At 62.1% G+C, this 19,080-nt stretch carries 18 protein-coding genes, 1 pseudogene and 1 riboswitch; of the genes and pseudogenes, 10 read left to right on the forward strand and 9 right to left on the reverse strand.

From position 1 onward, the window contains the following. Positions 1-41 precede the first annotated feature (41 nt). The 3 genes from P3T17_RS30540 to P3T17_RS30550 all read right to left on the reverse strand — a co-directional run bounded on the left by P3T17_RS30540 (position 42) and on the right by P3T17_RS30550 (position 3,751). Complete coding sequence (locus P3T17_RS30540; RefSeq protein ID WP_429410293.1) at positions 42-827, reverse strand: enoyl-CoA hydratase/isomerase family protein; 786 nt, start codon at positions 825-827, stop codon at positions 42-44. 31 nt (positions 828-858) lie between these two features. After that, positions 859-2,466, reverse strand: coding sequence for a carboxyl transferase domain-containing protein (locus tag P3T17_RS30545; protein WP_429410295.1), 1,608 nt, complete (start codon positions 2,464-2,466; stop codon positions 859-861). Positions 2,467-2,569: 103 nt separating this feature from the next. Then, on the reverse strand, positions 2,570-3,751 hold the full coding sequence (locus P3T17_RS30550; protein WP_429410297.1) for an isovaleryl-CoA dehydrogenase: 1,182 nt from the start codon (positions 3,749-3,751) through the stop codon (positions 2,570-2,572). 209 nt (positions 3,752-3,960) lie between these two features. Between P3T17_RS30550 and P3T17_RS30555 the strand changes: the two genes are divergently transcribed. Continuing rightward, a complete protein-coding gene (locus P3T17_RS30555) occupies positions 3,961-4,719 on the forward strand; it encodes a TetR/AcrR family transcriptional regulator (protein WP_429410385.1) in 759 nt (252 codons plus the stop codon). A 13-nt stretch (positions 4,720-4,732) separates the two neighbouring features. Here P3T17_RS30555 and P3T17_RS30560 read toward each other — a convergent pair whose 3' ends face one another. Both P3T17_RS30560 and P3T17_RS30565 read right to left on the reverse strand, forming a co-directional pair. Beyond that, positions 4,733-5,905, reverse strand: a complete 1,173-nt coding sequence (locus P3T17_RS30560; protein ID WP_429410299.1) for a 4-hydroxybenzoate 3-monooxygenase — start codon at positions 5,903-5,905, stop codon at positions 4,733-4,735. Between the two features lie 177 nt (positions 5,906-6,082). Further along, complete coding sequence (locus tag P3T17_RS30565; protein ID WP_429410301.1) at positions 6,083-6,724, reverse strand: glutathione S-transferase family protein; 642 nt, start codon at positions 6,722-6,724, stop codon at positions 6,083-6,085. A 257-nt stretch (positions 6,725-6,981) separates the two neighbouring features. On the opposite strand from P3T17_RS30565, the gene P3T17_RS30570 reads away from it, so the two are divergent. Beyond that, positions 6,982-7,791, forward strand: a complete 810-nt coding sequence (locus tag P3T17_RS30570; protein ID WP_429410303.1) for a DUF72 domain-containing protein — start codon at positions 6,982-6,984, stop codon at positions 7,789-7,791. On the opposite strand, the gene P3T17_RS30575 is transcribed toward P3T17_RS30570, so the two are convergent. Continuing rightward, positions 7,780-8,658, reverse strand: coding sequence for a LysR family transcriptional regulator (locus P3T17_RS30575; RefSeq protein WP_074268824.1), 879 nt, complete (start codon positions 8,656-8,658; stop codon positions 7,780-7,782). The two genes, P3T17_RS30570 and P3T17_RS30575, sit on opposite strands and share 12 nt — an antisense overlap. A 223-nt stretch (positions 8,659-8,881) precedes the next feature. Between P3T17_RS30575 and P3T17_RS30580 the strand changes: the two are divergent. The 5 genes and pseudogenes from P3T17_RS30580 to P3T17_RS30600 form a co-directional block, all read left to right on the forward strand. Further along, a pseudogene (locus P3T17_RS30580) lies at positions 8,882-9,343 on the forward strand (alkene reductase); the annotation flags it as partial. Between the two features lie 61 nt (positions 9,344-9,404). Then, positions 9,405-10,394, forward strand: a complete 990-nt coding sequence (locus tag P3T17_RS30585; RefSeq protein ID WP_429410305.1) for a zinc-dependent alcohol dehydrogenase family protein — start codon at positions 9,405-9,407, stop codon at positions 10,392-10,394. Between the two features lie 278 nt (positions 10,395-10,672). Beyond that, entirely contained in the window at positions 10,673-11,302 is a 630-nt protein-coding gene (locus P3T17_RS30590; RefSeq protein WP_429410307.1) for a DUF3331 domain-containing protein, read from the forward strand. A gap of 390 nt (positions 11,303-11,692) precedes the next feature. Further along, positions 11,693-12,439: an SDR family NAD(P)-dependent oxidoreductase gene (locus P3T17_RS30595; RefSeq protein ID WP_429410309.1), complete on the forward strand. Its 747-nt coding sequence runs from the start codon at positions 11,693-11,695 to the stop codon at positions 12,437-12,439. 250 nt (positions 12,440-12,689) lie between these two features. Next, a complete protein-coding gene (locus P3T17_RS30600) occupies positions 12,690-13,085 on the forward strand; it encodes a DUF427 domain-containing protein (RefSeq protein WP_429410311.1) in 396 nt (131 codons plus the stop codon). Between the two features lie 105 nt (positions 13,086-13,190). Here the strand turns inward: P3T17_RS30600 and P3T17_RS30605 are convergent, their stop codons facing one another. From P3T17_RS30605 to P3T17_RS30615, 3 genes are all read right to left on the reverse strand, one after another. Beyond that, complete coding sequence (locus P3T17_RS30605) at positions 13,191-13,946, reverse strand: SDR family oxidoreductase (protein WP_429410313.1); 756 nt, start codon at positions 13,944-13,946, stop codon at positions 13,191-13,193. Between the two features lie 65 nt (positions 13,947-14,011). Beyond that, on the reverse strand, positions 14,012-14,413 hold the full coding sequence (locus P3T17_RS30610; RefSeq protein WP_074268830.1) for a nuclear transport factor 2 family protein: 402 nt from the start codon (positions 14,411-14,413) through the stop codon (positions 14,012-14,014). A gap of 139 nt (positions 14,414-14,552) precedes the next feature. Continuing rightward, positions 14,553-15,470: a LysR substrate-binding domain-containing protein gene (locus tag P3T17_RS30615; protein WP_429410315.1), complete on the reverse strand. Its 918-nt coding sequence runs from the start codon at positions 15,468-15,470 to the stop codon at positions 14,553-14,555. Positions 15,471-15,757: 287 nt separating this feature from the next. After that, positions 15,758-15,871: riboswitch (glycine riboswitch) on the forward strand. A 41-nt stretch (positions 15,872-15,912) separates the two neighbouring features. On the opposite strand from P3T17_RS30615, the gene P3T17_RS30620 reads away from it, so the two are divergent. From P3T17_RS30620 to P3T17_RS30630, 3 genes are all read left to right on the forward strand, one after another. Continuing rightward, positions 15,913-17,145 (forward strand): D-amino acid dehydrogenase, encoded by a 1,233-nt coding sequence (locus tag P3T17_RS30620; protein ID WP_429410317.1) that lies wholly within the window; start codon positions 15,913-15,915, stop codon positions 17,143-17,145. Between the two features lie 99 nt (positions 17,146-17,244). Then, positions 17,245-17,778 carry a MarR family winged helix-turn-helix transcriptional regulator gene (locus P3T17_RS30625; RefSeq protein ID WP_429410319.1) on the forward strand — a complete coding sequence of 178 codons (534 nt, stop codon included), beginning with the start codon at positions 17,245-17,247 and terminating at the stop codon, positions 17,776-17,778. After that, positions 17,775-19,067, forward strand: coding sequence for an MFS transporter (locus tag P3T17_RS30630; protein ID WP_429410321.1), 1,293 nt, complete (start codon positions 17,775-17,777; stop codon positions 19,065-19,067). Before P3T17_RS30625 ends, P3T17_RS30630 begins: the two co-directional genes overlap by 4 nt. Positions 19,068-19,080 lie beyond the last annotated feature (13 nt).

Here is a 19,080-nt window from a genome sequence, read left to right on the forward strand (position 1 = left end):
TGCGGGTAATCGTGGCGTCCGGCGGCATCTTGCCCAAGGCCTCATGTGCGCCACGACGGCGTGCGCTTTTCGAGGAACGACGCCACTCCTTCGCGACCTTCCGCACTGGCGCGCACGCGCGCGATACGCGAGGCCGTGTCCGCGATCAGTGCTTCATCCAGTTCGCGCCCCGCGATGTCCTGCACGAGTTGCTTGCAGGCTCGCACGGCGTGCGGGCCGTTGGCGCACAGCGTGTCGGCCAGTTGCTGCACGGTGGCGTCGAGTTGCTCTTCGCTGACCGATTCGCTGACGAGGCCCAGGCGCAGCGCCGTTGCGCAGTCGAACAATTCCGCGGTGGTGAAGTAGCGACGCGAGGCCTGTTCGCCAAGCGCGCGGATCACATACGGCGCGATGGTGGCGGGAATCAGACCGAGGCGCGCTTCGGAGAGGCAGAAGCGCGCGGTATCCAGCGCCACTACGATGTCGCACGCGCAGATCAGGCCCATGCCGCCCGCGTAGGCGTCACCACTGACGCGAGCGATCACCGGCTTGTTGCAGCGGTAAATCGCCGACAGCATGGCGGCGAGGCGCATCGCGTCGGCACGGTTCTCCTCGTCGGAGTAACCGGCCATCTTTTTCATCCAGTTCAGATCCGCGCCCGCGCAAAACGCCTTGCCGTTTGCCGCCAGCACGACCGCTCGCACGTCGTCGCGCCCGTCGAGCGCCTGGAACGCCGCGGTCACTTCGGCAATCATCGTTTCGTTGAATGCGTTGCGTACATCGGGTCGGTTCAGCGTGACTGTCGCAACCTGACCGGCTGTCGTCAGGATCAATGTTTCGTGTTGCATATCGATTCGCTCCTTCCGTCGAGCTGCCGCGTTACATCCTGAACACGCCGAAACGCGTGTCTTCGATCGGTGCATTCATTGTCGCGGACAGTCCGAGGCCGAGCACATCGCGGGTCTGCGCCGGGTCGATCACACCGTCGTCCCACAGGCGTGCACTTGCATAGTACGGGTGCCCTTGATGCTCGTATTGCTCGCGGATCGGCTGCTTGAACGCCTCTTCCTCCTCCGCACTCCAGGAGCCGCCCTTGCCTTCGATCCCATCGCGTTTAACGGTGGCCAGCACGGAGGCCGCCTGTTCTCCGCCCATCACCGAGATGCGCGCGTTCGGCCACATCCACAGGAAACGCGGAGAATACGCGCGGCCGCACATGCCGTAATTGCCTGCACCGAACGAGCCGCCGATGATCACGGTAAATTTCGGCACCTTGGCCGTCGCGACGGCCGTCACCATCTTCGCGCCGTTGCGTGCGATACCTTCGTTTTCGTACTTGCGACCCACCATGAAGCCGGTGATGTTCTGCAGAAACACAAGCGGGATCTTGCGCTGGCAGCACAGCTCGATGAAGTGTGCACCCTTGAGAGCCGACTCCGAAAACAGAATGCCGTTGTTAGCGATAATGCCGACCGGATGGCCCCAGATATGCGCGAAGCCAGTGACAAGCGTCGTGCCGTAGCGGGCCTTGAATTCGTCGAAAGCGGAGTCGTCGACGATACGCGCGATTACCTCGCGGATATCGAACGGCTTGCGCGTATCGACAGGGATCACGCCGTAGATGCTCTGCGCGTCGTAACGCGGCGGTTTCGGCTCCTGCAGCGCCAACGGAACCTGCTTGGTACGGTTCAGATTACCGACGATGCTGCGAGCAATCCCTAGCGCATGCGCGTCGTTTTGCGCCAGATGATCGACCACGCCCGACAGGCGCGTATGCACGTCGCCGCCACCGAGGTCTTCCGCGCTCACTACTTCGCCGGTCGCGGCTTTCACGAGCGGCGGCCCGCCGAGAAAAATCGTTCCCTGGTTCTTGACAATGATCGACTCGTCACTCATCGCCGGCACGTAAGCGCCACCCGCCGTGCACGACCCCATCACCACCGCGATCTGCGGAATGCCGGCTGCGGACAGGTTCGCCTGGTTGTAAAAGATGCGCCCGAAGTGATCGCGATCGGGGAACACGTCATCCTGATTCGGCAGATTGGCGCCGCCCGAATCCACCAGATACACGCACGGCAGATGGTTTTCAGCGGCAATCTCCTGCGCCCGCACATGTTTCTTCACGGTGACCGGATAGTACGTACCGCCTTTGACGGTGGCGTCGTTGCAGACAATCACGCATTCCTGCCCCGCGATGCGGCCAATACCGGTGATCACGCCGGCACCCGGCGCATCGTCGTTATACATGCCGAACGCCGCCAGTTGCGACAGTTCCAGAAACGGCGTGCCCGGGTCGAGCAGTTGCGCGATCCGGTCGCGCGGTAGAAGTTTTCCGCGTCCCACGTGCTTGTCGCGCGCGGCCTGCCCGCCGCCAAGCGCAAGTTTCTCGACTTTGGCGCGCAGGTCGGCAACCAGCACCTCGAGCGCAGCCGCGTTGTTGCGGAAATCGTCCGAGCGGGGATTCAGCTTTGTTTCGATGATCGGCATTGCTTGGCTCTCCTGAGCGCCGCTGTTCTATGCGCCGCCCGGTTCGACCAGGCGGGTTGAGTGGCAACTGAGTGGCAACTGAGTGGCAACCGGGTGCCACCGGTCAGGCCGTTTCAGCAAACAGTTCGCGGCCGATCAGCATACGGCGGATCTCGCTGGTGCCCGCGCCGATCTCATAGAGCTTCGCATCGCGCCACAGACGGCCCACCGGGTACTCGTTGATGTAGCCGTTGCCGCCGAGGATCTGGATCGCTTCGCCGGCCATCCACGTGGCCTTTTCAGCGGTGTAGAGAATCACGCCGGCGCAGTCCTTGCGCATCTGGCGCACGTGTTCGGAACCCATTGTGTCGAGTTGACGACCCACCGCGTACAGATACGCACGGCAAGCCTGCAGCGTGGTGTACAGATCGGCCACCTTGCCCTGAATCAGCTGGAATTCGCCGATCGACTGGCCGAACTGCTTGCGGTCATGAATATACGGAACCACCGCGTCCATCACCGCGACCATGATGCCGGTCGGGCCGCCTGCCAGCACGGCGCGCTCGTAATCGAGCCCGCTCATCAACACCTTCACGCCGCCGTTCAACTGGCCGAGGATGTTTTCTTCCGGCACCTCGACGTTCTCGAACACCAGCTCGCCCGTGTGCGAGCCGCGCATGCCGAGCTTGTCGAGCTTCTGCGCCACCGAGAAGCCCTTCATGCCCTTCTCGACGATAAACGCCGTGATGCCGCGCGGGCCGGCTTCGAGATCGGTTTTCGCATAGACCACCAGCGTGTCGCAATCCGGACCGTTAGTGATCCACATCTTGGTGCCGTTCAGCACATAGTGGCCGCCCTTCTTGTCCGCGCGCAGCTTCATGCTGACCACGTCCGAGCCGGCGTTCGGCTCGCTCATGGCGAGTGCGCCGACGTGCTCGCCGGACACGAGCTTCGGCAAGTACTTGCGCTTTTGCGCCTCGGTGCCGTTGCGATGAATCTGGTTCACGCAGAGGTTCGAATGCGCGCCGTACGACAGACCCACCGAGGCCGACGCCCGCGAGATTTCCTCCATGGCGATCATGTGGGCCGTATAGCCCATATTGGCGCCGCCGTACTCCTCCGACACCGTCATGCCCAGCACGCCCAGGTCGCCGAATTTCTTCCACAGGTCCATCGGAAACTGGTCGGTGCGGTCGATTTCAGCGGCGCGCGGCGCGATTTCTTTCGCCGCAAAACCCGCGAGGCTGTCACGCAGCATTTCGATCTCTTCACCGAGCGGGAATTGCAAACCGGGCAGGTTACTCATTGCAGTGTCTCCAGGAATACGTGGGATTAGCGAATTTCACGCTAGATTTACGTATACGTCAATAGGTATTTTTGAGTGATACTCAGATACGGGAAATGTACTCCAAAGCGCCGTTTCAGCATGCTAAACTCGCCCACACCGGTAGCCTCCAAGGCTCAAAACTGAACTGGACTCATATGATGGCCGCATCGAAGCCTGCACCGACCGCCATGGCGAGGGCCACACCCAGGACAGAGGCGCTTGCGTCGCGCCGCGAGCCGGCAGGGCGTAAATCGCAGCAACGCGTGAAGGAAATCCTTCAGGCGGGCCGCGACGTGTTCTCCGAAAAGGGTTACGAACGTGCGACCACGGCAGAGATTGCGCAACGGCTCGGCATCTCCGAGGCGACCGTGTTCAGTTATTTCCGCGGCAAGCGCGAGTTGTGCGCACGGGTGATCGGCGACTGGTACGACGAAATCATCGGTGCAATTGAAACGGGTCTGCCGCGCGACGGCAGCGTGAGGCAGCAATTCGCGTTCATCGTCCGCATGCATCTTCGTTTGATGCTGGTGAACGGCACGGATCTGTGCGCGCTGGTGCTTTCCGAGGGACGCGCGCGGCATCACGAGTTGAGCGAAGCGTTGACCGATCTGCAGCGGCGCTACACGGCACCGCTGATGCGCGTGCTCGCCCATGGCCAGGAAACCGGTCAGATTCGTGCGGATGTGCCGTTACGGCTGCTGCGTTCGATGGTGTTTGGACCCATGGAACACGTGCTGTGGGATGCGACGCTTGCCAATCGCCGCACGGATATCGAAGCCACTGCCGACAGTCTGATCGAGGTGCTGTGGGCGGCATTGCAGCCGCCCGATGCGGCGCTCGCCGCCCTGGTGCAGTTCCGGCATGAGGTGGGTGAAGCGAGCCGGCGGCTGGAAAAGGCACAAGCGGCAGAAGCGGCGAAGGCAGCACATAAGGTCACCAGCGCCTAGGAATGCGCGAGGTTCACACCGGCGCCACGCCCACGTAGTTCTCCGCCATCGCGGTAGCCGCTGCCCGCGAGGTAGTGACATGCTCGAGCTCCGCCACCTGAAGTTGCTGCTCGAACGGTGAGGCATCGTCGAGCCGGTGCATCATGCGCGTCATCCAGTACGAGAAGTGCTCCGCCCGCCAGACGCGTTTGAGCGCGGTAGCGCTGTAGTTATCCAGCAGATCCCGGCGGTTTTCCGCGTAAAAGGCCAGCAAGGCAGCGGTCAACACACGCACATCGGCGATCGCCAGGTTCATGCCCTTGGCGCCCGTCGGCGGCACGATATGGGCCGCATCACCAGCCAGAAAGAGCCTGCCGTGCTGCATGGTGGTCGAGACAAAGCTGCGCATGGCAACAATGTTCTTCTGGAAGATCTTGCCGTCCACCACTTTCTGACCGTCGGAAGAATCGACCCGCGCGTGCATTTCGGCCCAGATGCGATCGTCGGACCAGTTGTCGACGGAGTCCTTCGGGTCGCACTGGAAATACATCCGTTGCACGTTCGCCGAACGGGTACTGACCAGCGCGAAACCCCGTTCGTGGCGCGCGTAGATCAGTTCGTCGGAAGACGCCGGCCCTTCGCACAGGATGCCAAACCATCCGAACGGATAGACGCGCTCATAGTCCTTGCGCAAGACTGCAGGAATCGACGCTCGTGACACTCCTTGCGACCCGTCGCAGCCAATCACGAAGTCGCACTGAAGCTCGCACGCCTCGCCTTGATGGCGAAAGCGGATCGAAGGCGTATCCGTATCGATACCGTGAATCGAAGTATCCGACACGCTGAACAGCAAGGTGCCACCCGCCTCCAGCCGCGCCGCCACGAGGTCCTTGATGACCTCGTGCTGGGCATAGACGGTGATCGAGTGGCCCGTTAGTCCGGTCAGGTCGATCCGGCGGCGCTTGCCCTCGTAAGCGAGTTCAAAGCCATGATGCAGCGCGCCCTCGGCCTTCATGCGCGCGCCGACACCGGCCTCGCAGAGCAGGTCCATGGTGCCCTGTTCGAGCACGCCGGCGCGGATGGTGGATTCGATCTGCGCGCGCGTGCGCGATTCGAGCACGACGGACTCGATGCCACGCAGATGAAGCAGATGGGAAAGAAGCAGGCCTGCCGGCCCGGCGCCGATGATGCCGACTTGGGTACGCATAGATGTCTCCTGTCGCGGTCGGTGAGGGTTGGCGCTTTAGCGCCGACGCTCACCCCATGCAACGCAGTTGCGATTGGCGGTAATTGATTTGTGGATCAAGTGTGCCGACCGCGGACCGTATCGCGCAACGCTATATGACAGATAACAACTATGCCGTTTTGAGATAAGGCCGTGACTTCAGGTCAACATCGGCGTCAAGTCCGGATCGCCTTTGGCCATCGCCCGCTGATAAGCAGGTCTTGCACCGATGCGCTGCAGGTACGCGAGTATGTTGGGATAAGGCGTGAGATCGAGAGGATGGAACAGGCGCATCGTGGTCAGCGAGAAAACGCTCATGATGTCGGCTGCGGTGAATTCGCTGCCCGCGAGATAGTCGTTATGCGCGAGGCGCGTCTCGACCAGTGCCAGCACTTTTTCAAGGCGATCGAGCGACGACGTTTGAACCGGATGGTCCGGCGCCAGTCCGCAACGTCCCACAGTCATGGTTCGAAGCATGACCGGCTGCAGATTGCCGTTGGCGAAGTGAAACCAGTAGAGATACGAAGCAAAATCCGCATGGTCCGGTGCGTGCTGCAAACGTCCATGACCATAGCGGGCGAGGATGAACTCGACGATAGCAGCGGACTCGGCCAGCAACATGCCGTCGACTTCCACAAGCGGCGCCGCGCCAAGCGGATGCAGCGCCTTCAGCTCCGGCGGCGACAGGCGCGTGACGGAGTCGCGCGTGTATTTTTCGAGCTCGTAGGGAACGCCGAGCTCTTCGCAGAGCCACACGACCCGTTCGGATTGCGAGTGGCCCAGGTGATGGATCTTCAGCATGTAACTTTCCTTGTAAGAAGCGTGGCGGTGATCAGGCGGAGTTCAATGGACAAGCGTGCCACCTCGCGTTTCAGGTTCCATGTAACCTGAATTCCAATACGTTAGCGTGAAAGTCGCCACTCTTGACATGGTCGCGCTCGCAACTCATGGACACATGCAATCGGATTTGCCAGGATAAGGGAAGGCATCGAACTTACTGAGCCCCTTGGAAAAGTCGTCGCACCACGCGGCACCCCAAACAACGAGGACAACCGCATATGGCAACGCGCACGAAACCGCAGATCAGGGTCGGCATTGGCGGCTGGACGTACGCCCCATGGAGAGGCGTGTTCTATCCAGAGGACCTGACGCAAAAGCGCGAACTGGAATACGCGAGCCGCCAGTTGACCACCATCGAAATCAACGGCACCTTCTACGGTTTGCAAAAACCCGAGAGCTACATGAAGTGGCACGACGAGACACCCGACGATTTCGTGTTCTCGCTCAAGGCGCCGCGCTACGCAACCAACCGGCGCGTGCTGGCAGAAGCCGGTGACAGCATGGAGCGCTTCTTCGCCAGCGGCCTCACCCACCTGAAAAACAAGCTCGGGCCGATCAACTGGCAATTCGCCACAACCAAGCAATTCGATGCAGAGGATTTCGAAGCATTTCTGACGCTGTTGCCCAAAAATCTGGACGGGCTCACGTTGAGGCATGCGGTCGAAGTCCGGCACGAGAGCTTCCGTAGCGAGGCCTTTGTCGCGCTGGCGCGCAAATACGGCGTCGCTATCGTGCTCGCGGCGGACGGCGAGTATCCGCAGATCGCCGACCTCACCGCGCCCTTCGTGTACGCCCGGATCATGGGGACTTCCGAAAAGCAGGCCCAGGGCTACTCGAAGAAGGCGCTCGACACATGGGCGGAACGGGCCAGCCAGCTCGCCGCGGGCACAGTACCGGACGACCTCGAACCGGTCGCAGCAGACACCGGCACGAAAAAGGGACGCGACGTATACCTCTACGTGATCAGCGGCTTCAAGGAACGCAATCCCGCCGCAGCGCGAGGGATCATCGAGCGACTACATCAATAACTCATCCGCCCTCGAAAGAAACAGCTTCAACACCGCAGACGTATTCGATTTGCTGTAGCCAATCACCAGATCGATCGTCGGCGCCTCGCCTTCGAGCGGACGGCTCACTACCGACCATGGCAGCAGATTGTTCGCGTACTCGGGCATCAGCGCCAGACCGCGCGTAGAGGCTACTAACGACATCGCCATCGCGAGGTTGTCGACACCATGTTCGGGCGCGACCTCAATCGCCTTGTCCTTCAGATACTTCAAGATCACCTGATGCAGCACCTTGGCCTTGTTGGTCGCCATGATGAAAGGCTCACCCGCGAAATCCCCGGGGCGGATGGTGGCCCGCTCAGTGAGGCGGTGATCGCTCGGCATCAGCACGACCAGTTTCTCCTGGCTCACGACGCGATAGTCGAGATCGAAGCCCGGTTCCGCGCGTAGAAACGCGAGGTCGAGCTTGCCGCGCGCGAGGGCGTCCGCCAGATCCGGCGAGTAGTGGCTCGACACCGTCACGTCGACCTTCGGCAATTCCTCGCGCAGCACCTGCATCGCGCGCGGCAACCACGTCATTTCCTGCCCAGTCAGAAAGCCGAGCGCAAAGACCGGCTTGCTCGGCTGCGCCGCGCGCCGCGCCGCTTCGCCCGCTGCATCCACCTGCGAGAGCGCGAGCCGCGCGTGATCGAGAAACGCCTTGCCTGCGGCCGTCAGTTCGACCCCGCGCGCGCTGCGGCTAAACAGGTCGGCACCGACCTCCTCCTCCAGATCGCGGATCTGCCGGCTCAACGACGGCTGCGAAGTGAACAGCCGACGCTCGGCCGCGACCGTCAGGCTGCCAGTCTCGGCAACCGCAATGAAATACCGCAAATGGCGTAGTTCCATAGACCCTCAAATTCGATCCATGCCTGATAGGCATGCCTGCCAGCTTACAAAGTCTTTTAGCTTTCGACAAGACCTCACTACATTACCGATCAGGCGGCGACGGGACGGCGGTCCACTCAGGATGGCGACCCGGAGCCGATTTCAATCCATGCTTGCAATATATATCTACCCAGCAAAGGAAAGATCATGGCTCACCTGTTCACTCCCGGGAAAGTCGGCGCTTTCGGTGTTCGGCTCCGGGCGCTCAGGTGTACGGATCTCGCCGTCCGGCGAATGGGGCGGTATCTCCGATAGCAACCCGGAAGCCACCTTTAGCTACGTGGCTAAAGTACTCGACGGTTACGGTTTGGCCTATCTTCACGTGATCGAACCGCGCATCAAAGGAGACGACACGTTGCATGAAGGTCACGCACCGGTGGCGGTGAAGTATCTGCGCGCGCACTTCTCAGGTCCGATCATCGCCGCAGGCGGCTTCGATGGCGCCAGCGCCGAAGCGATCGTCGCATCCGGCGATGCCGACCTGGTGGCTTTCAGTCGTCACTTCTCGTCGAACCCGGATCTGCCCTATCGCCTGCAGCACAACCTGCCGCTCACGCCATACGTGCGCTCCGCGTTCTGGGGCGGCGACGAAAAGCACTACTCGGACTTCCCGGCTTACGAAGAAGCCGAGACGGTGTGCTCCTGAGCACTCGCCGTAACGCTCAACGCACGACACCACCAGCATCCACTCACATCACGAGGTTTCTATGTCACGCATAGTTCAGTTTGCCAAAGCCGGCGCTCCCGAAGTGCTCGAATTCGTCGAGCATCAGGTGCGCGCCCCCGGCCCGCATGAAGTTCGCATTAAAGTGAAGGCAATCGGCATCAACCGCGCCGAATCGATGTGGCGTCTCGATGACTATATCGAGCCCGTCAAGTTTCCGGCCGTTCTGGGGTACGAGGCCGCCGGCGTCGTCGATGCGGTGGGACCGGAGGTGAACGGCATCGCGGCCGGCGACGAAGTCAATGTCATGCCGTCGTTTTCGATGAACAGCTACGGCACGTACGGCGAAATCGTCATCGTGCCGGAACATGCGGTCGTGAAGCATCCCAAGTCGCTGTCCTACGCTGAGGGCGCCTCGGTGTGGATGATGTTCGTCACCGCGTACGGCGCGCTGATCGAAGACGCCAAGGTCACGAAGGGCGACTTCGTCATCATTCCGGCGGCCTCGAGCAGCGTGGGCCTTGCGGCGATCCAGATCGCCAATTACGCGGGCGCAACCTCGATCGCGCTCACACGCACCTCGGAAAAGCGTCAGCAGTTGCTCGACGCCGGCGCAGCACACGTGATTGCCACGGAAGAAGCCGACCTGGTGCAAGAGGTCAAGCGCATCACGGGCGGCAATGGCGCACGTGTCGCCTTCGACCCGGTCGGCGGCCCGACCTTGACCAAACTGGTCGAGGCGTTGTCCTTCAACGGCATCCTGTACATCTATGGCGCGCTCAGCACCGATGTCACGCCGCTGCCGATCCTCGACATGATCGCCAGGGTCATCACCGTCAAAGCTCACAACATCTGGCTGACGAGCGGTGATGAGGCGCGGCGCAAGGCCGCGGTCGAATATGTCCTGAAGGGGCTGGAAAGCGGCGCGCTCAAGCCGGTGATCGACCGCACCTTCAAGTTCGACGAAATGGTTGAGGTGCACCGCTATCTGGAGAAAAACGGCCAGTTCGGCAAGATCGTCGTCACTGTCTGAGCACAAGGGGCGCCTCGCAGCGCCCCTTCATTGTTGGCCGAACCCAAACATTGTTTTCAGCGAACGCGCATTTATCTCGCGTGAGCCGGCCGATAAGATGCGTTCGAGGGTGTCGCCAATGACACCAGCTTTCCGCCTTCAGCCCCGTTGTGCCGCATGCCGTCACGACGGGCGTTCGCGTCTTTGCGACGCGTCGCGGGTTGCCGCGCTCAGCCGTCCCGACCCGTCGTGGCGGGCAGAAGCGGTCCCGGGGAGCGGAATCAGATAAAGGATTCGACGTGAACGTTACAGGACCCGAGCCAGACCTGGCAGCCACGATGAACGCACCCACGGGGCGCAGTCGGCACCTGAAGGCAGATGCAGCGCAGCGTAACAGTGTGGTTGAGCGTGCCTTTTCGACCGCTGGCGAGGCGCTTGCGCGTCCCCGCCTCGCAGATCCATGGGCAGTGGTGATTGCCGGATTGAAAGAAAGCGCCTTGTCCACGCAGGACGAGATGCCTGATAGCGATGTGGAAGAAGCGGCGGGTACGGGCCGCATGCAAGGTACGCCTCGCCTCTCCGCGACGCGCTCGGGTCGCGATTGCGCCAACCCGGCGCGCCGGGGTGCAGCGGCGGATCGTTCGCGCGGAAGGGCCGCCGACAACAAAAGCGCCGTGGTGACGTTTGTCGAGCGTTTCACCGCTAAATCGGTTTCGATTACGTGGCGCGACTCCACCGCCGCTAACTACTGCGAACAGTTGTGGATTCGCAGGATCGCGCGCTCGCAGGGCATTTGCGCCATCACGGGATCCAGCATCGTACGCGGCGACGCGGTTTATGGGCCTGCAGGCCGCACTGCGGCACGGCCGGCCAATGCCGCGCAAATGGTGCTCGCCGAAGCGATCGAGGAACTCGAAGCGTCGCTGTAACGCGCATCGAATCTGCAGGGTGGTTTTCCGGCCGCGCGCCGGTACAACAGCGCGGCCAGATCACCAGGCTGTGGCTGCCCGGGAGGTTTTTTTTGATCTTCCGGTCATGCACGCCCCAACATACTTTCATTTCCCCGACACCCTCCTATAGCAAGCCTCAATGGGCCACTCAACGCCCATCATGCGGCATTGCGTTTGCAGCACATGCCCACGAGGCATGGCCACCAGCCCACAAAGTCTTTTTCCTTTGTGCTGTGCACCCCTAAATTAGCTCTCATGGCAGCGACGCGAACGTCCACCCCTTCGCGTCACAGCTCTGAACTACCGGATGACGAACACGCATCCGAACTTCACAGGCACAGCAGCTTTTAACCTCACTGGAGATTGACCATGACTAGCCTGACTGGAAAAACCGCCCTCGTCACCGGCGCTTCGCGTGGCATCGGCCGCGCCAGCGCCCTCGCACTCGCCAGACAGGGCGCAGAGGTCCTGATTCACTACAGCAGTGGCGAGAAGGAAGCCGACGCTGTCGTTGCCGAGATCCGCGCAGCGGGCGGCAAGGCACAGAAGATCGGCGCCAATCTGCGCGCGGCAGACGGTCCGCACAAGCTGGCAGCAGCGGTGCGTGAAATGGTCGGCGAACGGCTGGACGTTCTGGTGGCCAATGCCGGCATCTCCAAGGCCGCGAGCATCGAGGACACCACCATTGAAGATTTCGACGATCTGTTCGCGGTGAATGTGCGGGCGCCCTACTTCCTCGTGCAACAGTTGCTGCCGGTGCTTGGCCAGGGCAGTAGCGTCGTGCTGCTGTCGTCGCTAGCCGCCCATTCCGCGGTGGGCGTGCTGTCGGCCTATGCCTCGACCAAAGGCGCGGTCGATACGCTCGTCAAGCATTTCGCCTCCGCACTCGGCGAACGTGGCATTCGCGTGAATGCGGTTGCGCCTGGCGTAGTCGCCACCGACATGTCGAACTTCACGAAGACGGATGCCGGTCGCGACATCACGCTAGGCATGCAGGCATTGAAGCGCATCGCGCAGCCCGACGACATTGCCGGTGCGGTCGCGTTCCTCGCTTCCGATGCAGCCCGCTGGGTCACTGGCGACACGCTGCACGTGGATGGCGGCTCGAAGCTCTGATTGAACAGTAATCCGGCGGCCGCCTGTGCTATTTCGCCGAACGTCCGAACGCGTATGGTCTAGCCTGTCTTCATGTGATCGAACCGCGTGTGACAGGCATCGAGACACTCGTGGAAGACCTGGCCACCGGTCGTGTCATCGTTCCTGCGCAAAATCGTCAAAGGGCCGATCATAGGGGCAGTGGCCCGCAACACCCGTCTCGCCGAGCGCGGCCCACGCTGCGCGGCGAATCAACCCAAGGAGTGTTTCAATGTCAAGCAACCCGAACCAGACAGGCAAGACCGTCAAGATTCCAGGCGCCGATCATCCGATCACCGTCGAGCCGAATCCGGCGCGCATCGTCGTCAAGCTCGGCGGCAAGGTGATCGCCGACACCCGCGAAGCATTGACGTTGCGCGAAGCGGCCTACCCTGCTGTCCTGTACATCCCCAGAAAGGACACGGACATGACGCTGCTGGAGCGCACCGAACATACGACCTATTGTCCGTACAAGGGCGATTGCTCGTATTTCTCGATCCCGTCCGGCGGAGAGCGTTCGGTCAATTCGGTCTGGACCTATGAACATCCGTACACGGCAGTCGCGGCAATCAAGGATCACCTCGCCTTCTATCCGGACCGTGTAGATTCGATCGAAGTGCACGCCTGAGCCGGCGAACTTCGCGACTTCATGACGGTTATGACTTACCGCGTGCGCAGCCTCCCGGCTTGCTCACGCGGTCCCTCTCTTCAACGATCTTCCACAGACGACCGCTCACCCGCCAAACACCTCGACCATCTGGGCATTGAACCCGTTCACGAGTTCATGTTCACCCGGCCCGGGATTGCCGCGGAACAGCACGGCCGCATCCACCAGCACCTCATCGGTGTCCGTACCGAGCACTGCGATAGTCTCGTTGATAAACGCATCCAGCGGCATCGCCTGTTCAGCTTCGCGGCTGTTCATCAGATCGGTGCGCACCCACGGCGGCGCGATTTCGAGGACTCGCACCGTGGTATCGCGCAACATGAAGCGCTGCGACATGATGTATGAATGCAACGCGGCCTTGGTCGACGAATACACTGCGCTCACGGCCAGCGGCACGAACGCCAGCACTGAGGTCGTATAAGCGACCACCGCATTGTTCTTCGTCTTGAGATGCCCGAGCAGCGCCGAGGTCATGCGGATCGGCCCGATCAGATTGGTCTCGACGGTAGAAACCAGCAGCACATCGTCGATCCGGCCCGCAGCGCTATCCGGTTGCATGATGCCGGCGTTATTGATCAGCACATTGAAGTCGGGATAGTCGCGGATCAGTTGCGCCGCGGCCCGCTCGATGCTTGCCGCGTCAGTCATGTCCAGCTCGATGGCGGCCATGCCGGGGTTGGCTGCGACCACCTCGTCGAGAAGGCCGCGACGGCGTCCGCTAATGATCACCTTGTTGCCGCGCTGATGCAGCGCCTCGGCCAATGCGCGCCCGATACCCGAGGTGCCGCCTGTGATAAAAATCGTGTTTCCTGTCAGTTTCATGATGGTGTCCTAAATAATGTTCAAGGTATCGTGGTTTCGAAGTCCAATGTTTCTGGACTAGGACTTCACTCCGGGAAACGGTCGCCGAACATCGGCAGACCGCTCGCGGATTGCTCCCTGGTTGCCTCGTCCTGCAATACGTCCCAGTGCTCGGCGAGCTTGCCGTCTTCGAAGCGGACCACGTCCGCTGCAATCCACGCGGCTGGCCTGCCGCTGCCGGAGAAACGGCCATGCGCGATCACGTAGTCGCCTTCGGCCACGATCAGCTGGTTCTCGTAACGTAGTGTGTCAGGCAGCGTGCGGATCAGACCGAACAGCCCGTCGCGCCCCGGTGCAATGTGTGCGCTGTGCTGGATATAGCGGTCCGACCAGAAGCGTTCGGCGGCCGCGTAGTCGCGCTTGTTGAAAAGCGTATCGAAAGCCTCGAGGACGAGGGCCTTGTTCTGCTCAGGCGTGGTTGTGCTCATGTCAGTCTCGATAGATGAAGGTAGATGAGTCGAAGCGCCGCCAGACGTCCCGGACGTCGACGGAACGCAGAGCCGGAACGGTTGCGTGGTGAAGTAAAGATAACGGCGGCTGAGCGGCAGCGGTAGCCGCTCTTTTTCGCTATCTCTTATGTATGCGGCGCATAGATGGCCGCGCTTCACGGCGCAGATCGGCCATGAGGTGTTCGACGACTGCGCGCCCTGCCGCGCGGGTCGCCCGGCCCATTGGAAAGTACGCATGCACTGGGACGTCGTCGGTCGTCCAGTCAGCGAGCAGCCTGACGAGCGAACCGTCGGCCAGCTCGCGCCGGCACGCCCATTCGGTCGTGGAGGTAATGCCGATGCCCCCTACCGCGGCAGCGACGGCGCCCTCGTTTTCGTTGGTCGAAAAATGCGCTTCGAGATCGACCACCACCTCTTCGCCCGCACGCTCGAATTTCCAGCCCGACGGGACCACCGACGCCGGCCCGCCGACGATGCGATGCCGCGTGAGATCCTCCGGCCTCTCCGGCGTGCCATAACGGTCCACATAGTCGCGCGAGGCGATGATCACGCGCTGGATCTGCGTAATCAGCGTGGCGGTTGCGCTCGAATCGACCAGCCGCCCGAGCCGGATAGCGACATCCACCGCATCCTTGACGAGATCCTGCGGACGGTCGCCCAGCAAAACCTGCAGACGTAGCTCCGGATGAAGTTCGAGAAACGGTGTTAGACGCGGGATGACCTCGCGAATCGCCACACTGGCCGGCATGCTCATGCGCAGCATGCCGCGCAGTTCGCCGCCATCGCGCACGCTGTGTTCGGCGTCTTCGAGCGCGATCAGGATTGAATCGAGGCGCGCGAGGAATTCGGCGCCGGCCTCGGTCAGCACGACGGCACGCGTGGTCCGCGTGAGCAGCCGCGCGCCGAGGTCGGTTTCCAGATCGGCGATGATGCGCGATACCTGCGATTGCGACAGCCCGCATTCGCGCGCCGCAGCGGAGAAGCTGCCAAGACGTGCGACACGGGTGTAAAGCTTGAGGGAGAGGATGTCCTTCACGGTGGCGGCTGTAGGTGGTTGCTGGAGGCGGGTGAGCCTGGGCAAAGGCTATACGATTGATGCATATTTCGCAAATGTCAGGCGAATCCAGTGCATGGTTGCCGGGTCGCGTGTCATCCTGATGTTCGAACCAGGTCGCATTACAAAAATCGCTTGCCCTATTTTTTGGGAAAGGCTACCTTTACGCCGTTCTACACGCTGTCGCGGGAGAGACTGTCACGCCGAAAGGCGGTGGCGGCGCCGACGGAGCAACCGCCCCGGAAACTCTCAGGCACAAGGACCGCCCAGCGGGAACATCTGGAGAGCGGCGCTTTCAGCGCCCACCGAAGGGGATTTCCGTCCGCCCGGCAACGGGGTGCGCACGGAAAGAAACTCTCAGGTACATGGACAGATGGGGCATGGAAGCCGGAAACGGCCGTGCTCACTCACTCTGGACCATGACATGTCACGTATCGCCATCATCGGCGCCGGCATTACCGGCGTCACGACCGCTTACGCCCTTTCGCAACGCGGCTTCAACGTCACCGTGTTCGAACGCCATCGCTATGCTGCGATGGAAACCTCTTTCGCCAACGGCGGCCAGCTCTCGGCCAGCAACGCGGAAGTGTGGAACAGCACCGCTACCGTCCTCAAGGGCCTGCGCTGGATGCTGACCCGCGACGCACCGCTCCTGCTCAATCCCCTGCCGAACTGGCACAAGTACTCGTGGATGGGTGAATTTCTGCGGCAGATTCCGCACTACCGCGCGAACACGATTGAAACCGTGCGGCTCGCGATTGCCGCGCGGCAGTATCTGTTTTCGATGGCGGAACGCGAGGGGATCGATTTCGACCTCGAACGGCGCGGCATCCTGCATGTGTACAAAACCCGCAAGGAGTTCGATGCAGCCGCGAAGGTGAATGCATTGCTCAAGGAAGGCGGTCTCGAGCGCGAGCCCGTAAGCGCTGACGAAATCCACCGGATCGAGCCCGCGCTCGACGGCACCTTCCACGGCGGTTTCTTTACACCGTCCGATTCGACCGGCGATATTCACAAGTTCACGCGCGGTCTCGCTCAGGCATGCGAACGCCAAGGTGTCGAATTCCATTACGACACGGAGATTGCTTCGATCACGCGTGATCAGACGGGCGCGTTCAGCATTGCGGCCACGAAAACGGGGCAGCCGTTTCAGCAGTCGTTTGCGCGGGTCGTGGTGTGCGCCGGTGTCAGGAGCCGCGAATTCGCCTCGATGCTGGGCGACCACGTCAACGTCTACCCCGTCAAAGGCTATTCGATCACCGTCTGTCTCGACGATGAAGCGAGCCAGCAAGGCGCTCCGTGGGTCAGCCTGCTCGACGACAGCGCGAAGATCGTCACCAGCCGCCTCGGCGCCGATCGCTTCCGCGTGGCGGGGACCGCTGAAATCAACGGCTTCAATCGCGATATCCGGGCCGAACGGATTGCGCCGCTGGTCGACTGGACGCGCCGTTATTTTCCGCAGGTGAATACGTCGCGCGTCATACCGTGGGCCGGTTTGCGCCCCATGCTGCCGAGCATGTTGCCGAAGGTGCGTAAAGGCCGTTTGCCGGGCGTGTTCTATAACACCGGCCACGGACATCTCGGCTGGACGCTTTCGGCGGCCACGGCTGCAGGTGTAGCGGACGTGATCGAGCAGACCAGCCGGCGCGCGGCCTAGCCCTCTCCGGCTGCTCGCGGGCGTTCAGAAGCAGCTTGCGCTCTCGCCTCAACGTGTGCATCATGCATATATGCACACTGCACACGTTGAGGCATCGCCATGACGCAGCGCACCGAAAACCTCCTCGGCGTACTCGCCCTGCTGGTGACAGACGAGATGAACGCGCAAAACACCGTGGCCGCCCTCGCCGGCCCCACGGCGCGCGCCATGCTCAATGCCGTTGGCCAGTACCCCGATTCGTCCATCGAAGTACTGCGCGATGCGGTGGACCTTTCGCATCCGGCGGCAGTCCGTGCGGTGGCGGGGCTCGTCGAAGCGGGCCTGATCGAGAAAAAGCCCGGCCCCGACAAGCGCGCTGTAGCGCTCGCCCTCACCGCCGCCGGCAAGCGTGAAGCAAAGCGCATGCAGGCCGCGCGCGAACGGATGTTGCAGCGCGTGGTCAGCCGTCTCGACGCGGACGAACGCATCGTGTTCGAAGACCTGCTGATCAAGATTCTCTGGCATGAAACGCGTGATCCAGCGCATGCCATGCAGCTGTGTCGTCTATGCGACGAGGGCCCTTGCCTGAAGGCAGGCTGCCCGGTCGAATGCCGTGACCAGGGCTTGCCCATGCCACAGCGGAGCGGCGCATGAATTCCGCGGTCTCTGCACGCTGGCGTGCGATTGGAGCGCTGACCGCCGTGTCGGCGTTCACGCAGATCGGCCAGTTCGGCATCGGCTTCATGGTCTTGCCTGTCTGGCTGGCTCATCAAGGGCTCGACGCACCGCGAGCCGGGCTCTTTTCCGCAGTTCAGTGGGCGGGCATGTTTACCGGGTTGCTTTCGGCGCCACGGCTGGTGGAGCGGCTCGGCGCCAGGCGCACCGTGTTGCTCGCGCTGGCGGCAACGGTCATCGCCTTCGCGAGCATCCGCGCACTAACCTGGCCTCTATGGATCGTCCCCGGATTTCTGATCGGGCTCGGCATGGGGCTGCGCTGGATCGCGAACGAGACCTGGCTTTACCGGCTGGTCCCTGCGGATGCCAGCGGGCGCGTGGTCGGCATGCACGAAGCGTTGATCGCCGTCGCGGGGGTGATTGGTCCAGCGCTTGCTGCGTGGTGCGGGGTCGACGGGCCGATCATTTTTATAGCCGGCGCGGCATGTACGTTCGCCGCGGCCGTCCCGCTCTGGCTGGCAGGTTCCGATGCCGCCGATGACGCAAACACACAAAGCAGCCAACTCGCTCGTGCGTCCGGGGTTCAGGAAGTTCCTGATGAAGTTCCTGAGGATACCGAATCTGACGAAGCCGCTGATACCCTCCAGGCCGCCCGGTCGGCTCAGTACGCCGCCAGCAGACAGGCAAACGGTATCGACTCGCTGATCGCCCTGGGCATGGTAGTCGTGGTGGTAGGCGGCCTGGGCGATGGCGCGCTATTCGGCCTCTTTCCCCTCTTCGCCAATGGCCGCGGCCTAAGCGTCACACAGACCGCCACACTGCTGACCTGTTTCGGCGTTGGCGGCATGGTCCTGCAGTTTCCAGTCGGCTGGCTAGCGGATCGCACTGGCCTGCCGACAGCGGTCATGTTTTGCGCCGCAATCAGTGCGCTATCGATTGTCTCGTTCGGACTCGCAGTGCCCGCTTCATGGCTGCTCAGCGCGAGCGCGCTGCTGCTAGGCGGTCTGAATAGCGCATTCCTCACGCTCGGCGTCTACGCCGCGGCCTCCAGCGCGAAAGCCGCACTCATCCGCAATATGCGGCTGATTTCGCTGACTTTCTGCGCCAGTTCGATTGTCGGCCCTTTGCTCGCCGGTTTTGCAATGAAAGCGCTCGGCAACGACATGCTGATATGGCAGTTGGCGCTGGCAAGCGGCGCACTCGCCGTCTACACGCTGGGTCTGCTCGAGGGCCGGCGTCAGCCGCGCGGAGCGTCCTCCACGAGCTAACGCCAACGTCAGT

The sequence above is a fragment of the Paraburkholderia sp. GAS82 genome (assembly GCF_050436285.1).
GTDB classification, from domain to species: domain Bacteria; phylum Pseudomonadota; class Gammaproteobacteria; order Burkholderiales; family Burkholderiaceae; genus Paraburkholderia; species Paraburkholderia phenazinium_B.

Bases quoted from the DNA above. Each gene is read 5' to 3' on its own strand.
- P3T17_RS30575 (WP_074268824.1), bottom strand. From the start codon at position 8,658: ATGGAACTACGCCATTTGCGGTATTTCATTGCGGTTGCCGAGACTGGC.
- P3T17_RS30600 (WP_429410311.1), top strand. From the start codon at position 12,690: ATGTCAAGCAACCCGAACCAGACAGGCAAGACCGTCAAGATTCCAGGC.
- P3T17_RS30625 (WP_429410319.1), top strand. From the start codon at position 17,245: ATGACGCAGCGCACCGAAAACCTCCTCGGCGTACTCGCCCTGCTGGTG.
- P3T17_RS30605 (WP_429410313.1), bottom strand. From the start codon at position 13,946: ATGAAACTGACAGGAAACACGATTTTTATCACAGGCGGCACCTCGGGT.
- P3T17_RS30610 (WP_074268830.1), bottom strand. From the start codon at position 14,413: ATGAGCACAACCACGCCTGAGCAGAACAAGGCCCTCGTCCTCGAGGCT.
- P3T17_RS30545 (WP_429410295.1), bottom strand. From the start codon at position 2,466: ATGCCGATCATCGAAACAAAGCTGAATCCCCGCTCGGACGATTTCCGC.
- P3T17_RS30595 (WP_429410309.1), top strand. From the start codon at position 11,693: ATGACTAGCCTGACTGGAAAAACCGCCCTCGTCACCGGCGCTTCGCGT.
- P3T17_RS30585 (WP_429410305.1), top strand. From the start codon at position 9,405: ATGTCACGCATAGTTCAGTTTGCCAAAGCCGGCGCTCCCGAAGTGCTC.
- P3T17_RS30555 (WP_429410385.1), top strand. From the start codon at position 3,961: ATGGCGAGGGCCACACCCAGGACAGAGGCGCTTGCGTCGCGCCGCGAG.
- P3T17_RS30630 (WP_429410321.1), top strand. From the start codon at position 17,775: ATGAATTCCGCGGTCTCTGCACGCTGGCGTGCGATTGGAGCGCTGACC.
- P3T17_RS30565 (WP_429410301.1), bottom strand. From the start codon at position 6,724: ATGCTGAAGATCCATCACCTGGGCCACTCGCAATCCGAACGGGTCGTG.
- P3T17_RS30550 (WP_429410297.1), bottom strand. From the start codon at position 3,751: ATGAGTAACCTGCCCGGTTTGCAATTCCCGCTCGGTGAAGAGATCGAA.
- P3T17_RS30540 (WP_429410293.1), bottom strand. From the start codon at position 827: ATGCAACACGAAACATTGATCCTGACGACAGCCGGTCAGGTTGCGACA.
- P3T17_RS30570 (WP_429410303.1), top strand. From the start codon at position 6,982: ATGGCAACGCGCACGAAACCGCAGATCAGGGTCGGCATTGGCGGCTGG.
- P3T17_RS30620 (WP_429410317.1), top strand. From the start codon at position 15,913: ATGTCACGTATCGCCATCATCGGCGCCGGCATTACCGGCGTCACGACC.
- P3T17_RS30560 (WP_429410299.1), bottom strand. From the start codon at position 5,905: ATGCGTACCCAAGTCGGCATCATCGGCGCCGGGCCGGCAGGCCTGCTT.